Consider the following 13,816-nt stretch of genomic DNA (forward strand, 5'->3'; position numbering starts at 1 on the left):
GGGCGAGGGGGGTGTCGGTGGGGCCGGGGCAGATCGCGTTGATGCGGATGCCCTGCTTGAGCAGGGGCATCGCCTGGGTGGCGACGTAGGCGCAGACCGCCTGCTTGCTCCACATGTAGGTGGCCTTGTCGTGCTCCACCGCCCACTTCGTCGCCTCGTCGAAGTCGGTGACGGCCAGGTATTCCTTGAGCAGCGGCAGATCCGACTCCCAGCCGAGGCCGGCGGCGGAGGAGATGAAGCCGATCGCGGAACCGCGGGGCAGCAACCCACCGGCGATCAGCTTGTCGATGAGGTAGCGGTGGCCGATGAAGTTGATCCGTTCGATGCCCGGGGTGCCGTCGGCGACACCCGCGGCCGAGAGCAGCGCGTGCACCGGCCCACCGAGCTGCTCGACAGCCGCGTCGATCGAGGCGGCGTCGGCGAGGTTGACGTGGATCGCCTTCGCGCCGGCCAGGCTGACCTCGGCGTAGTCGGCGACGATGACCTCGGCGCCGGCGCTCTGCGCGAGCTCGGCGGCGGCGGCACCCATACCGGTGGCCCCGCCGACCACGAGGACCCGCTTCCCATCGAAACGGAACGCGTCGAACAGGCTCATGTCGTTGTCTCCTGGCTCGTCGGTGAGAGGACTGTCATGCGACCACGCCGCGGATCTTCAGATCGAGGACGGCGTCGGTGTCGAGACCGAGCTCGGCGAGGATCTCGTCACCGTGCTCGTTGAACAACGGCGCCCGCCCCGCCGGCGCCGGCGCCCCGCCGTACTGCACCGGGGCCGCGGCCATCCGGAACGGGATCCCCGCGGCGGTGGTGACGTCCTGGACATACCCGTTCGCGACGGCCTGCGGATCCGCGGCGGCCTCCAGCGTGCTCTGCACCACCGTCCACTGGCCGACGAAACCCGCCAGCCGCTCCCGCCACTCGGCCACCGGACGCTCCGCGAAGGTCCTCTCGAGGATGGCGATCGCCGCCCCGCTGTTCGCCATCAACGACGCGTGGTCGGCGAAACGCGGATCGACGGCCAGCTCGGGACGCCCGAGGGCCTCACACATCGGCGCCCAGTACTTCCCGGCCTGCAGGCAGCACAGCGCCAGCCACTGGCCGTCCTTGGTCAGGTAGTTCCCGGTCAGCGGGTTGGAACGCGGCGCGTCGGCGGGCGGCGGGTTCCACGGAACATCGAGCAGCAACGACAGCGCGAGAGCCTGACCCATCGCCCACATCCCGCCAGAACGCCAGCGAGTCGTAGGAACCGCGGTCGGCCTCCGGGCCCCGTTCACCCTGACCCGTTCCCCGCACGTGGACGGCGACCTCGAGCACCCGCACACCCTGCATCACCGCGGTCACGAAACCCCTCCCGTCACATCGCCCCGGAGGGGCCGCCGACAGTCGAAACGGTCGAAACGAAGGTCGGCTCCCCGTTCGCCGGGCCGTACGGAGGAGTTCTTCGGGTGCTGTCCGGCGAACGCCGCCGGGGCCGCCCGGTGCTGTGTGCCGCGGGAAGCCACGACGTTCGCGTGGTCGGCCAGGTGGGTCGCGGGCGGGGCGGGCCTGGTCATACGGCGGACCGAAGTACGGCGGCGGGACTGGTCGGGGCACCGCCGCGCGCTCGTGGCCGCGGTAGGGACCCGGGCCGGTGGACATGGGACGGTCGACGCTGTAATCGTGGCCGCACACCCACTCCTTATGCGACTAATGGTCGCTTACCAGTCGATGAGTATGCGGGCGGTGCTCGCATACCGTCAAGACGGAATCGGAGGGACCCGTGACACTATCGCCACTTTCGGTGACTAATAACTCCCGGCCGCCAGCTTCCGACAGCGGATCGATGCCAAGCGACGACACCGCGGAATTCGCCGAGCCCGGATCCGCCCGCTGGTGGGCCGAGCGGGCCCTGGTCGACCGCCGTCGTAGACCGCGGGCCGGCGGCCTGTCCACCGAACGCATCATCGGAGCGGCCCTGGACGTCCTGCGCGAGAAGGGCCTCGACGCGCTGACCGTGCGTTCGGTGGCCGAGCACCTCGACACCAGCAACGCCTCGCTCTACCGGCACATCGCCAGCCGGGACGAACTGATCGCGCTGATCGCCGACCACGTCATGGGCGACATCCGATTCGAGCGGACGGGCCGGGGCTGGCGCGCCGACGTCGAGGCGCTGATGCGCGAGATCCGCCGGGTCATCGTCGACCAGCCGCTGCCCCCGTCGGCGGCGCGGAACAAGTCGGGATTCGGGCCGAACATGCTGCGCCTCGTCGAGTTCGCTCTCGGCCTGTACCGCGAGGCCGGACTGACCGACAGCCAGGCGGTCTACACGACCATAACGATGATCGAGTTCGTCGCCGGTTCCGCCAACATCCGGCGCAGCGCCGGCCGCGGGCCACACGGCCTCGCCGGCCCCGCCGACCTGCACCAGCTCCTGGGCGGCCTACCCGCCGGGCACTTCCCGGCCCTGTTCGCGGCCGGGGATCTCTACATCTCCGCGTCCACCGACGACGTGTTCACCCACGGCATGGCCCTCTTCCTCGACGGTGTCGCCAACCAGCTCCCCAGCGGTCGATAGCGGCGCCTCCGGCGGCCGCACGCCGAGAGGCCCGACACGAGCTGGACGGCTGAGCCGATCTCCCGGCGCCACCTCGTCGGTGTTCAGGCGACCGCCCGCGCACTCAGGCGGTTGACGTCGTCCCGTCCCCGGTGCTTTGATCCCGTCCGTCGGCGGGACAGGATCGGCCGGGCCCGATGCCACTCCCCTACGGCAGATGACAGCCAGCGGACCCGGGCGGATCCGGCTGGCGAACCACAGGGTGCGCTTCCTCGATCGGATACCGCGGGCCGCGTGGCGTTCGCCGTTCCGGCGGCGACCGCTGAAATCCTTCCCGCAATCCTGTCGGATTCACCATGGGCGTGGCGAGACCGCCGAGCGGATCGCGCCCAGGAGTTCTGCTTGCCATGCCCGCGAACAGGAACAGAAACCGCCGGCAGCCGGACCTCAGTCCGGCCGTTCCATCACCACGGAATTTTCGATCACCGAAGAGAGGCTAAATCATGCGCCGCAGGACACGATTACTCCTCACCTCTGCCGTATGTTGCGCGACACTGGTTCTGGGGGCCTGTGGTGGTGGCGGTGATTCCACCACCCCGGCCACCGGCGCGTCCGGTAAGCCGGTGGCGGGCGGTCACGGGCGGATTCTGACCCTGAGCGATCTCCGGAGCCTGGATCCGGGGACGATCGGTAACGCCTACGCGAGTACCGGCGTCGTCGGCAACGCCCTGTACGGAACGTTGATGACCAACGACGAGGGCGGCAAGATCCGCTACCAGATGGCCGAGTCCTTCACCACCACGGACAACGGCAGCACCTTCACCCTGAAGCTCCGCCCCGGGCTGGTCTTCTCCGACGGCACCCCGCTCAACGCCGAAGCGGTGAAGTTCAACTGGGACCGGGTCAAGGATCCGGCCACCGGATCACCCCACCGGTCGGAGGCGGCGATGATCGCCTCCACCGAAGTGGTGGACGACGTCACGCTGACCGCCACGATGGTCACCGCGGTGCCGAAGTACGCGCAGTCAGTCGTCACCTCGTCACTGAACTGGATCGCCTCACCCGCGGCCCTGCGCAAGGGCGCCGCGGCCTTCGACGCCGACCCGATCGGCGCCGGCCCGTTCACGCTGAAGAGCTGGACCCGTCAGGCCGCCATGGAACTGGTCAAAAACCCCCGCTACTGGGACGCCCCCAAGCCCTATCTGGACACCCTCACCTTCCAGACCGCGCTCGACTCCAACCAGCGTTACAACACCCTGCAGACCGGCGGTGCGGACGTCGCCGTCGAGTCGAACCCCGTCAACTTCGACAAGGCCGACAAGGCCGGCCTGCCGAACACGGTGATGGAGCTCAGCGGCGGGCTCTTCATGGCGCTGAACACCCGGCGGGCACCGTTCGACGACGTCCGTGCCCGACAGGCCGTCGCCGCGGCACTGGATCTGGACGCGCTGAACCTCGCCACCTACAACGGCACCGGCACACCGGTCGACACACTGTTCAGCAAAACCTCGCCCTTCTACTCGGACACCCCGCTGCGCAAGGAGGACAAGGCCACCGCCCAGCGACTGTTCGACGAGCTCGCCGCGGACGGCAAGCCGGTCTCGTTCACCATCTCCACGGCCCCCACCACAGAGAGCAGGACGACGGCGGAGAACATCCAGGCCCAGCTCGGCACCTTCAAGAACGTCAAGGTCCAGGTCAAGGTCATTGAAGTCGCCGATGTCGTCTCGCTGCGGACGACGCACGACTTCGACGCGACCACGTCGTCGTCGTTCTTTCAGGACCCCGAACCGCGGCTGTGGACGAACTTCAGCGGCGCCTCGCCGGCGAACCTGACCGGGATCGCCGACAAGGAGCTCGACGACGCCCTGTTGGCGGGGCGGACGGCGGCCTCGGAACAGGACCGCGAGAAGGCCTACGACACGGTCCAGCGACGCCTCACCGAGCTGGCCCCGGTGGTCTTCTTCACGCGAGCGGAGCCCGGAGCCATCGCGGGTGAGGATGTCGGCGGTCTCACCCAGTACGGCCTCGGTTCACTACTGCCCGAGGAGCTCTGGATCCAGAAATAGCCGCCTTCCCGAACCACGGGCGAGAGGTCGCCGCCCACGACAGGGTCAGAGCCCCGCGGCCGCTGCTCCGGCGCGGGGCTCTGAGCCTGTCGGCTGTTCGGACACGGACGGCCGCGGGCTCTGTCAGTGCTGGATCCAGAGTTCCTCCGGCAACAGCGAACCGAGGCCGTACTGTACGAGGCCACCGACGTTTTTGCTCGAGACGGCGCTGGGTGCCGCCTGGGCGAGGAAGACCACGGGGGTCAGCTCCGCCAGTCGTTCCTGCAGGGTCTCGTAGGCGGCTTTGCGTTCGAGGTCCGAGGTCGCGGTGCGGGCCGTCGCGAGGCTTTCGTCGAGGGCCGGGTCGTCGAGGCCGGACAGGTTCGCCGCCGAGCTCCCGTGGAAGGTCGTCCACAGCCGCGGTTCGGGGTCCTGGAAGAAGGCCGACGAGACGATCACGTCGAAGTCGTGCGTGGTGCGCAGCGCGGCCAGCTCCGTGACCTCGATCAGTTTGATCTTCACACTCACGTTGGTGAAGCTGCTGAGCTGGGCCTGGATGTTCTCCGCGATCGCCTTGCCGTCCGTCGTGGGGACGCTGGAGAAGACGAAGGACAGTGGTTTGCCGTCGGCCGCCAGCTCGTCGAGGAGCCGCTGCGCCCGGGCGCGATCCGTGGTCGCCAGCGGCGTGTCCGAGTAGTAGGGGGAGGACTTGCTGAACAGCGTGTTCACGGGCTCGCTGGTTCCGCTGTAGACGGCCTGGTTGAACGCGTCTATGTCGATTGCCGCGGCGAGCGCCTGGCGGGCACGGATGTCGTCGAAGGGTGCCCGGCGGGTGTTCAGCGCCATGAAGATGCCGCCGCTGGTCGGTATGAGGTTCGTCGGCAGGCCGGCCTGCTCGGCCTTGTCGAGGTTCACCCAGCTCGACTCGACGGCCACGTCCGCGCCCCCGGTGAGCACCGTGTTGTAGCGCTGGCCGCTGTCGAGGGCCGCGCGGAGGGTGAGGCGGTCGAGGTGGGGCTTGGGGGCGTCCCAGTAGCGGGGGTTTTTGACCAGTTCCATGGCGGCCTGGCGGGTCCAGCTCTTCAGCGTGAACGGGCCGGCGCCGATCGGGTCGGCGTCGAAGGCCGCGGCGCCCTTGCGCAGGGCCGTGGGTGAGGCGATCCAGTTCATGGACGAGGTGAGGACGGCCTGGGCGTACTTCGGCACCGGCGCGACCATGGTGATCTTCAAGGTGGTGTCGTCGACCGTCTCGGAGGAGGCGATCATCGACGCCTCCGACCGGGAGATGGCGGCGGTGGCTGGGTTCCTGAGCCTGTCCCAGTTGAACTTCACGGCTTCGGCCCCCAGTGGGGTGCCGTCGGAGAACATCAGCCCCGGGCGCAGTTTCAGCTCGAATGTCGCTCCGGCGTCGGCGGTCTGGAACGACTCGGCCATCGAGTACTGGATCTTTCCGGCCGGGTCGGTCATCAGCGTCCCGTACAGCGCGTTGCCCACGACAGCGGTGGTCGCGAAGGCGTTGCCGAGAGCCGCCGGGTCGAGGCTGCGTGGATCGCTGAGGGTGAGAATTCTTCCCTCGCCACCGGCAACCGGTTCGCCGGAGGCACCCGAGGACGGGTCGGCGCCGCGGCCCCCTCCTCCTCCGCAGGCGCCCAGGGCGAGCGTCGCGCAGCAGACGGCAGCGGTGACGAGTAATCGTGTCTTGGGGATCACTGCGGACCTCTCGTCAAAATTCGAGAAAAGCAAGTCAAAGAAATGTGGGATTCCGAAAGAAAAAGATTCAGGAAGAACAAAGGCCGGTAGTGGGTCAGTCCGAGGCCGGAAGAGTTCTGGGTTTGACCAGTTCCAGGGGCAGGCCGTCGAGTTCCAACGCCCCGGCGCCCTGCCGGACGCAGAGGGCCTCGAAGGTGCCGCCCGGGGCGCGGTATCGCTTGCCGAGAAGAGTGCGGTCCTCCTCCGGTCGGCCCGGCCGGGTTCCGGTGGCCTGGACGTCCTGCGTGGTCATGGGTTTCCCACCGCAGGTGAGTACGCCCCTCCCACCCCTGGTCACGATCACCTCGGTCGTGCAGGTGGCGCTGTGGAGGCGGATGCCCACCCTGAAGTCCGTCAGCGGGCCGGCCACTAGAGGATTTCCTGGTCACGCAGGCCGGAGATGTCCTCCCAGGTCAGGCCGAGCACGTTGATCAGGATTTCCTCGGTGTGCTCGCCGAACTCGGGCGCCTGACGCTGGATGCGGGCCGGTGTCTCGGAGAGGGCGACCGGGAAACCGGGCACCCGGGTCTTGCCCAGCACGGGGTGGTCGAAGGAGGTGATGTAGTTGTTGGCGATCGCCTGCGGGTCGTTCACGATGTCGGCGGTGGTGTTCACCGAGGTGATCGGCATGTCGCCGGTGGCGAGCAGCCGGCGCAGCCAGGTCTCGCGGGATTCGGTCGCGAAGATCCCGTCGAGGACGGTGACACAGGCGCGGGCGTTCCGGCAGCGGCTGATGTGGTCGGTGAACCTGGGGTCGCCGGCGAGCGGCTCGGGGTTGCCGAGCGCGTCGAGGAGGTTCGCCCAGTGCGGGTCGGACTGGACCATGGCCATCGCGATCAGCTTGCCGTCCGCGCACCGGTAGTAGTTCCACAGCGGGTTGCCCGGGTTCTCGCGGGACGGTGGTTCGCCGCCCTGGTGCTTGCGGAACGTCGAGGTGGCGACCCGGCCGTCCTCGGTCATGAGTTCGAGGGCGAGCGCGAGCCCGCGCAGGGCGAGCATGCTGCCGAACAGGGAGGTGTCGACCCGCTGGCCGACCCCGTGGCGTTCCCGCGCGAGGAGCGCGGCGAGCACGCCGTAGGCGAGCATGATGGCGCCCATCTGGTCGGCGAGGCCGCTGTCCGCGATGCTGACCTGGTCGGAACCGGGCCTGAGCATCAGACCGGAGCGGGCCTGGCCGAGCAGGTCGTAGGCGCGGGCGGTCCGCTCGGGGCCCTCGGGCCCGTAGGCGCTGCCGGCGCCGTAGACGAGCATCGGGTTGTCGGCGCGCAACGTCTCGTAGTCCAGTCCCAGCTTCTCCGCGACGGTGGGCCGGAAGTTCTGGAGGAACACGTCGGAACGGGCGACCAACCGGCGGACCAGGGCCACGCCCTCAGGTCGTTTCAGGTCGACGGCGAGGCTGCGCTTGTTGCGGTTGTTGACCTCGAAGTACGGCGAGGTGCCGGTGTCGGGGAAGGCGTACTGGGCCCGGCCCGAGTCGCCACCGAGCCGCTCCTCGATCTTGATGACGTCGGCGCCGAGGTCGCCGAGCATGGCGCCGGCCACCGGGCCGTGCTGCCAGATCGTCCAGTCGACGACGCGGATGCCGGTCAGCGGCCCGTCCGGCTTGCTCATGCCCGGCTCCAGATGCCCTGGCGGCGGTACTCGTCGGCGACCTTGCGCATCGTGGGCAGGTAGGTGGAGGCGAGCCGCATCGCGTGCTTGGGGTTGCCCGGGTCGATCTTCGAGTGCACCTTCGCGGGAGCGCCCACCGCGAAGCAGTACTCGGGGATCTCCACCTGCTCCAGCACGACGGACCCGGCGGCGACGGCACAGTGCGCACCGACCCGCGACAGCGGCATCAGCGCCGCCGTGTTCCCGATCATGCAGTCGTGGCCGACGAAGGCCTCGATCGTGCAGCTGTGCCCGATCATCACGTTGTCCTCGATGTGCGTGCTGGTGTGCAGCACCGAGTTCTCCTCGATGTGGACGTTGTTGCCGATCCTGATCGGGGTGGTGTCCGACCGGATGACCACCCCGGGCCAGATCGAGCACTCCTCGCCGATCTCGACGTCCCCGATGAGGGTGACGTTGTCGGCGACGAGTGCGGACGCCGCCACCCGCGGGCTCTTTCCATTGAACGGTACAATGATCACTAAAACTCCTCTGGTGAGGCCGGAGCTCGGAAATCCTCGGGTCGGGGCGACGCGGGCACCTGGGAACACCGCGACAGCGGAACGCGCCCGCGCTCCCCCACCGTCGCCGAATGGCATCCGGATGGCAGAACGCAGCTGAAACCGGTATGGCTGAAGCCGGGACGGACGAGAAAAACGCGGGCGCCGGAAAGAAAAAGCAGCCCGACATGGCCGGGGTCAGGGTCGGCCGGCGGGAAGCCCGCGCCGGCTCCGACGCGGGCTGGAGCCGGCTCCGGTCTCCGGCCGCGCGCCCACGCGGGAGGGTCGGAGTCCTATGGCCCTGGACCGGTCGGTTCAGGGCGTCCACCTGCGAACTCTCCGGCTATGACACTAGTGCAACAGTCGGGGGTGGTCAAGGTCGAGGATGTCCGGCAGGCACCGCGACGATCGAGGGCCGGGTGTCCACGGGGACGGCGGGAGGACGACCACCATCACCCGCCGAAAAGAGCGGCTACAATCTCGACGCGTGCCGGAAACATCGATCCGTGAGCGCGATCCGAACGCGAAGCGCGTACGCATAGCCGACGAGGCCCTTCGCCTGTTCCAGGCACAGGGATATACCGAGACGACGATCGACCAGATCGCGTCGGCAGCACGTGTCGGCCGCCGCACCGTCTTCCATCATTTCCCGACGAAAGAGGCCGTTCTCTTCGACCATCTCGTCGTACGGCGCGAAACCGCGACCCAGCGCCTGCGCGAAAGGCCGACCGGTGAAGCACCGCTTACGAGCCTGCACCTTCTGCTCCGGGAACTCGCCGAGCAGGGTTACGAACGGCGGCTGGTCGAGCAGATCCGGGCCGTGGTCGCGACGGAGCCGCAGCTCGCGGCGGAGCAGTTCTCGACGGGAAGTCGAGAATTCGAGACGAGTCTGGTCGCCGCCCTCGAGAACAGATGTGGCGACACCGTCCCGACACTCGAAATCCGCGCCCTCACAAAAATGGTGCTCGGCTGGTTCAGCACGGCCGCCCAGATCTACTTCACCGAGGAACGGCCGTCCCTGCTGGAATGCTTCGACGACGTCGTCGCGAGCTGCGCGCGAGCGAGCGCACGCGACCTCCGAGGATCTTCTACTGGCCCGTAATCGCATCATGCCGCGACGCCGGCGAGGCGGGCCTGACGCCGGATGGCACCCGCGGCTCGAGAACTCCAAGGTCGGCCGGGGCGAGATCAGTCGTCCACTGGGCGCCATCGAGCGGGACCCCTCCGACGAGGGAACCGTCCCGGGCGAGCTCGCGGACATCGTCGCCGCCACCACCCGGGGCAGGCCGCTGGGTCCCGTCGCGCGGGTGCGAACCGTCCGGCGCGCCACCACCCCGCGCGACCCCGACGGACGGGATCTGGCCGAAGTCGCCGATCACGCCGCTCTCCCCGACTTTCACGATCTCCCCAATTCGGGTGTCTCCGGTGAAGGCCGCGTTTCCCACGCGAGCCGCGGTTCCCGCGAACGGCACGCTTCCCGCGAAGGCGGTTGCGCTACGCCAGCGAGGCGGCTGAGCCGGCCCGGCCCAGGAGCCGGCCGACCGGGGAGTCGTCGAGGTGGGCCAGCAGATCACCCGGCCCCTGGTAGACCGCGACCGCGCCGGCCTCGCACAGCTCGTCCCGCCCGATCCCGCCGGAGAGCACCGTCACGCACGGTATCCCGGCCCGGGCCGCCGCCAGGACATCCCAGCGGGTGTCACCGACCATCACCGCGTCCGCCGGGACTGCGCCGGAGCGCTCCAGCGCGATCTGGACGATGTCCGGCGCCGGCTTGGACGTCTCGGCGTCGGCCGAGGAGGTCACCGTGCTCAGACAGTCCTCGACGTCGAGGACGTCACGCAACGCCCGCAGCTCGTCGGCTGGTGCCGAAGTGGCCAGCACGACCTGGCCGCCCCGCCGGGCCACCTCCCGCACCAGTTCCCGGGCGCCGGGCAGCGGCTGGATGAGGCCGACGAAACCGGCGTAATGCTCACTGTGGGCGGCGGTCAGGACGTCGTCGCGGTGGCGGTCCCGGCCGGGCACCAGCGCGTCGAGCAGCCGGTCGGAACCCATCCCTATATGGCGATGGATCGCGGCGGTGGTGACCGGGTGCCCCTCCTGCCGGAACGCGCGGAACCAGGCCAGTGCATGGGCGTAGTTGGTGTCGACCAGGGTGCCGTCGAGGTCGAACAGGACGGCGGGAGCGGACTCGGCCATCGTCCGCCCCTACCCCCGTCCGGCCTGTTTACCCGGTGGTCGCGATCCGGCGGTCAGGAGACCGGGGCCAGGGTTCGCAGCGCCGACGCCGAGGTCGAGCGGAAGAAGTCGAAGAAGCCGTCCGGGTCGGGGCCGCAGGCGAACCGGCTTCGCACGTCCTCCTCGGTGACCGTCGTCGTCGCGGCGGCGAAGTTGACCGGGTTGGGCAGCTCGCTCATGACCTTCCAGCCGGTCAGCGCCCATCGGTTGGTCGCGTGTACCGCCTTGGCCGCCGTCGCCTCGTCCGCCGCGCAGGCCAGCGGAACCTCGGTTTTCCGAGTGCGTGGGCGGGTAGCCGACAGACACGGTGTGGCCGCCGGGCGGTGCTGCCGTCCGACATCTGGTGATGCGGGGCACCTGGTGACGCGGGGCTTGTGATCGCCGGGACCGAGGTCTGGTCCGGGGCGGGTGCCGTGGCTGCCAACCGGAGGGGCACATCCCGTGATCTGAGGAGTGAGTCGTGACCGCACAGGAGCCTCGTCCGACAACGACCGATGCCGGCATACCCGTCGCCAGCGATGAGCACTCGCTGTCCGTGGGGCCGGACGGCCCGCTGCTGCTGCAGGATCACTACCTGATCGAGCAGATGGCCAACTTCAACCGGGAGCGCATCCCGGAGCGTCAGCCGCACGCGAAGGGCGGCGGCGCGTTCGGCACCTTCCAGGTCACCCGGGACGTGAGCGCGTTCACCCGGGCGGCGGTGTTCCAGCCGGGCACCGAGACGGATGTGATCATCCGGTTCTCGACGGTGGCCGGGGAGCGGGGCAGCCCCGACACCTGGCGCGACCCGCGCGGTTTCTCGATCAAGTTCTACACCAGCGAGGGCAATCTCGACATCGTCGGTAACAACACGCCGGTCTTCTTCATCAAGGACCCGATGAAGTTCCAGCACTTCATCCGGTCCCAGAAGCGCCGGGCCGACAACAACCTGCGTGACCACGACATGCAGTGGGATTTCTGGACGCTGTCGCCGGAGTCCGCGCACCAGGTCACCTGGCTGATGGGTGACCGCGGCATTCCGCGTACCTGGCGGCACATGAACGGCTACTCCAGCCACACCTACCTGTGGATCAATGCCGCCGGGGAGCGGTTCTGGGTGAAGTACCACTTCAAGACCGACCAGGGCGTCGAGTTTTTCACCCAGGACGAGGGTGACCAGATGGCCTCGATCGACACCGACTACCACCAGCGCGACCTGTTCGAGCACATCGCCGCCGGGGAGTTCCCGAGCTGGACGCTGAAGATGCAGATCATGCCGTTCGAGGAGGCCAAGGCCTACCGGTTCAACCCGTTCGACCTGACCAAGGTCTGGCCGCACGGCGACTACCCGCTGCACGAGGTCGGCCGGCTGACGCTCAACCGCAACATCACCGACTACCACACGGAGATGGAGCAGGTCGCGTTCGAGCCGAACAACCTCGTCGCGGGTACCGGGCTGTCCCCGGACAAGATGCTGCTCGCCCGCGGGTTCAGCTACGCCGACGCCCACCGGGCCCGCCTCGGGGTGAACTACAAGCAGATCCCGGTGAACTCGGCGAAGGTGCCCGTCCACAGTTATTCCAAGGACGGCGCGATGCGGGTGCGCAACGTCACCGACCCGGTGTACGCGCCGAACTCCTACGGCGGCCCGGCGGCCCGGCCGGAGCTGACCGACGACGGTGGCCACTGGTACGCGGACGGCGAGATGGTCCGCGCCGCCTACACCGCGCGCCCGGATGACGACGACTGGGGGCAGGCCGGCACGCTGGTCCGGGACGTCCTCGACGACGCCGCGCGGGAGCGGCTGGTCGACAACATCGTCGGGCATCTCCTCAACGGTGTCAGCGAGCCCGTGCTGGTCCGCGCCTTCGAGTACTGGCGCAACGTCGACAAGGACCTGGGCACCCAGGTCGAGGCCGGGGTACGGGCCAAGCAGGGTGAGGCCGACCCGAAGGCCGCGAAGCAGGCCAACCCGGCCCGGTCCGGCGCGCGGGCCAAGGCCTGACCACCACGCGCCGCCAGGCGACGCCGAGGGCGGGCGCGGCGAGTCCGCCGCGCCCGCCCCGTCCCCTGTCCGCCCCGTCCCCTGCCGGTGAGAGCCGACCGGTACACAGCCGGCGAACGTGGCGACGGCCACCGCCGGGAACGGTTCAGCCGGGAACGGTTCAGCCGACCTCGACGACGACTTTGACGGCGCCTGACTCACGGTCGCCGGCCACCCGGAATGCCTCGGCCGCGTCCTCGAGCGGGAAACGATGGGTGATGAGCGAGTCCGGGATCTCCGGGCGGGCCGCGAGCATCTCCGCGGCCTGGAGCATCTCCCGCCGGCCGGCGTGCCCGCAGTACCCCATCGACGCGACCAGCGTGACCTCCTTGGTCAACAGCGCGGAGTACGGCACGTCGATCCCGCCCTGGTGGACGCCCAGGAGCGCCACCGTGCCACCCGGTTTCACCAGCTCGACGCTGCGCCGCAGGGAACTGGGCGACCCGGCGGCCTCGATCACCACGTCGTAGCGCTCACCCTGCTTCGGCTCCCCCACGCCCATCCGCTCGCGGATCGCGTGCTGGTGGGGGTAGCGGGCCTCCATCACGACCTCGGCGGCGCCCTGGGTCTGGGCTCCGACCGCGGCCAGCTGGCCGATCGAACCGCCGCCGACGACGGCGACGGTCCGGCCCGGCCCGGTCCCGCCGAGGCGGACACCGTGCCAGGCGACCGCGGCCGGCTCGGCCAGCGACGCGTTCGAGACGTCGAGCCCGGCCGGTATCTCGAGGACCTTGTGGGTCGGCACCCGGAACTGCTCCACCATGCCTCCGTTCTGCATGATGCCGAGGGCCCGGCGGGTGGACTGGGCGCAGAGGTTGTTCCGGCCCTCCCGGCAGAAGTCGCAGCTCCCGCAGCCGAACTGCCCCTCCACCAGGACGGGCGTCCCGTCCGCCTTCCGCCCGGCGAGCTCGTGGCCGAGGATGAACTGGGTACCGAGCCGCAGGTAGTTGAGGTCCGAGGCGCAGATCCCGGCCACGGCCATGTTCAGCAGCTCACCGTCGTCCCAGCCGGCCGGCTCCGCGACGTCGATGACCACCGGCCGTCCCTCGTGTCCCCGAACTGCCCTCATCGCCGTCCTCTC

At 69.3% G+C, this 13,816-nt stretch carries 12 protein-coding genes and 1 pseudogene; 4 read left to right on the forward strand and 9 right to left on the reverse strand.

Annotation, left to right across the window (positions count from 1 at the left end):
• Both B056_RS0102085 and B056_RS34745 read right to left on the reverse strand, forming a co-directional pair.
• Positions 1 to 595: SDR family oxidoreductase (locus B056_RS0102085; protein ID WP_018500242.1), on the reverse strand; the 595-nt coding region annotated here is incomplete at its 3' end.
• Between the two features lie 34 nt (positions 596 to 629).
• Positions 630 to 1,296 (reverse strand): annotated as a pseudogene (locus B056_RS34745) (CoA transferase); the annotation flags it as partial.
• A gap of 523 nt (positions 1,297 to 1,819) precedes the next feature.
• Here B056_RS34745 and B056_RS0102095 point away from each other — a divergent pair.
• Together B056_RS0102095 and B056_RS0102100 are read left to right on the forward strand one after the other, a co-directional pair.
• A complete protein-coding gene (locus B056_RS0102095; RefSeq protein WP_018500245.1) occupies positions 1,820 to 2,551 on the forward strand; it encodes a TetR/AcrR family transcriptional regulator in 732 nt (243 codons plus the stop codon).
• Between the two features lie 482 nt (positions 2,552 to 3,033).
• Positions 3,034 to 4,599, forward strand: coding sequence for an ABC transporter substrate-binding protein (locus tag B056_RS0102100; RefSeq protein WP_407672286.1), 1,566 nt, complete (start codon positions 3,034 to 3,036; stop codon positions 4,597 to 4,599).
• Positions 4,600 to 4,722: 123 nt separating this feature from the next.
• Here the strand turns inward: B056_RS0102100 and B056_RS0102105 are convergent, their stop codons facing one another.
• From B056_RS0102105 to B056_RS0102120, 4 genes are all read right to left on the reverse strand, one after another.
• Positions 4,723 to 6,288 (reverse strand): ABC transporter substrate-binding protein, encoded by a 1,566-nt coding sequence (locus tag B056_RS0102105; RefSeq protein WP_018500247.1) that lies wholly within the window; start codon positions 6,286 to 6,288, stop codon positions 4,723 to 4,725.
• Positions 6,289 to 6,382: 94 nt separating this feature from the next.
• Positions 6,383 to 6,580, reverse strand: a complete 198-nt coding sequence (locus tag B056_RS43875) for a hypothetical protein (protein ID WP_230202778.1) — start codon at positions 6,578 to 6,580, stop codon at positions 6,383 to 6,385.
• A 116-nt stretch (positions 6,581 to 6,696) separates the two neighbouring features.
• Positions 6,697 to 7,938, reverse strand: a complete 1,242-nt coding sequence (locus B056_RS0102115; protein ID WP_018500249.1) for a CaiB/BaiF CoA transferase family protein — start codon at positions 7,936 to 7,938, stop codon at positions 6,697 to 6,699.
• Positions 7,935 to 8,459 (reverse strand): gamma carbonic anhydrase family protein, encoded by a 525-nt coding sequence (locus B056_RS0102120; RefSeq protein WP_026239231.1) that lies wholly within the window; start codon positions 8,457 to 8,459, stop codon positions 7,935 to 7,937. The genes B056_RS0102115 and B056_RS0102120 overlap by 4 nt, the downstream gene beginning before the upstream one ends.
• 505 nt (positions 8,460 to 8,964) lie before the next feature.
• On the opposite strand from B056_RS0102120, the gene B056_RS0102125 reads away from it, so the two are divergent.
• Positions 8,965 to 9,579 carry a TetR/AcrR family transcriptional regulator gene (locus B056_RS0102125; RefSeq protein ID WP_018500251.1) on the forward strand — a complete coding sequence of 205 codons (615 nt, stop codon included), beginning with the start codon at positions 8,965 to 8,967 and terminating at the stop codon, positions 9,577 to 9,579.
• Positions 9,580 to 9,971: 392 nt separating this feature from the next.
• Here B056_RS0102125 and B056_RS0102135 read toward each other — a convergent pair whose 3' ends face one another.
• The gene (locus B056_RS0102135) at positions 9,972 to 10,673 is read right to left on the reverse strand and encodes an HAD family hydrolase (RefSeq protein ID WP_018500253.1); all 702 of its coding nucleotides are present in this window, start codon (positions 10,671 to 10,673) and stop codon (positions 9,972 to 9,974) included.
• 53 nt (positions 10,674 to 10,726) lie between these two features.
• A complete protein-coding gene (locus B056_RS43880) occupies positions 10,727 to 10,891 on the reverse strand; it encodes a hypothetical protein (RefSeq protein ID WP_018500254.1) in 165 nt (54 codons plus the stop codon).
• A gap of 281 nt (positions 10,892 to 11,172) precedes the next feature.
• Here B056_RS43880 and B056_RS0102145 point away from each other — a divergent pair, with 281 nt between their 5' ends.
• Entirely contained in the window at positions 11,173 to 12,696 is a 1,524-nt protein-coding gene (locus B056_RS0102145) for a catalase (protein ID WP_026239232.1), read from the forward strand.
• Between the two features lie 160 nt (positions 12,697 to 12,856).
• Here B056_RS0102145 and B056_RS0102150 read toward each other — a convergent pair whose 3' ends face one another.
• Positions 12,857 to 13,804: a zinc-dependent alcohol dehydrogenase gene (locus tag B056_RS0102150; protein WP_026239233.1), complete on the reverse strand. Its 948-nt coding sequence runs from the start codon at positions 13,802 to 13,804 to the stop codon at positions 12,857 to 12,859.
• Positions 13,805 to 13,816 lie beyond the last annotated feature (12 nt).

This window comes from Parafrankia discariae (assembly GCF_000373365.1).
Lineage (GTDB): Bacteria > Actinomycetota > Actinomycetes > Frankiales > Frankiaceae > Parafrankia > Parafrankia discariae.

Bases quoted from the DNA above. Each gene is read 5' to 3' on its own strand.
- B056_RS0102095 (WP_018500245.1), top strand. From the start codon at position 1,820: ATGCCAAGCGACGACACCGCGGAATTCGCCGAGCCCGGATCCGCCCGC.
- B056_RS0102100 (WP_407672286.1), top strand. From the start codon at position 3,034: ATGCGCCGCAGGACACGATTACTCCTCACCTCTGCCGTATGTTGCGCG.
- B056_RS43875 (WP_230202778.1), bottom strand. From the start codon at position 6,580: ATGACCACGCAGGACGTCCAGGCCACCGGAACCCGGCCGGGCCGACCG.
- B056_RS0102115 (WP_018500249.1), bottom strand. From the start codon at position 7,938: ATGAGCAAGCCGGACGGGCCGCTGACCGGCATCCGCGTCGTCGACTGG.
- B056_RS0102135 (WP_018500253.1), bottom strand. From the start codon at position 10,673: ATGGCCGAGTCCGCTCCCGCCGTCCTGTTCGACCTCGACGGCACCCTG.
- B056_RS43880 (WP_018500254.1), bottom strand. From the start codon at position 10,891: ATGAGCGAGCTGCCCAACCCGGTCAACTTCGCCGCCGCGACGACGACG.
- B056_RS0102150 (WP_026239233.1), bottom strand. From the start codon at position 13,804: ATGAGGGCAGTTCGGGGACACGAGGGACGGCCGGTGGTCATCGACGTC.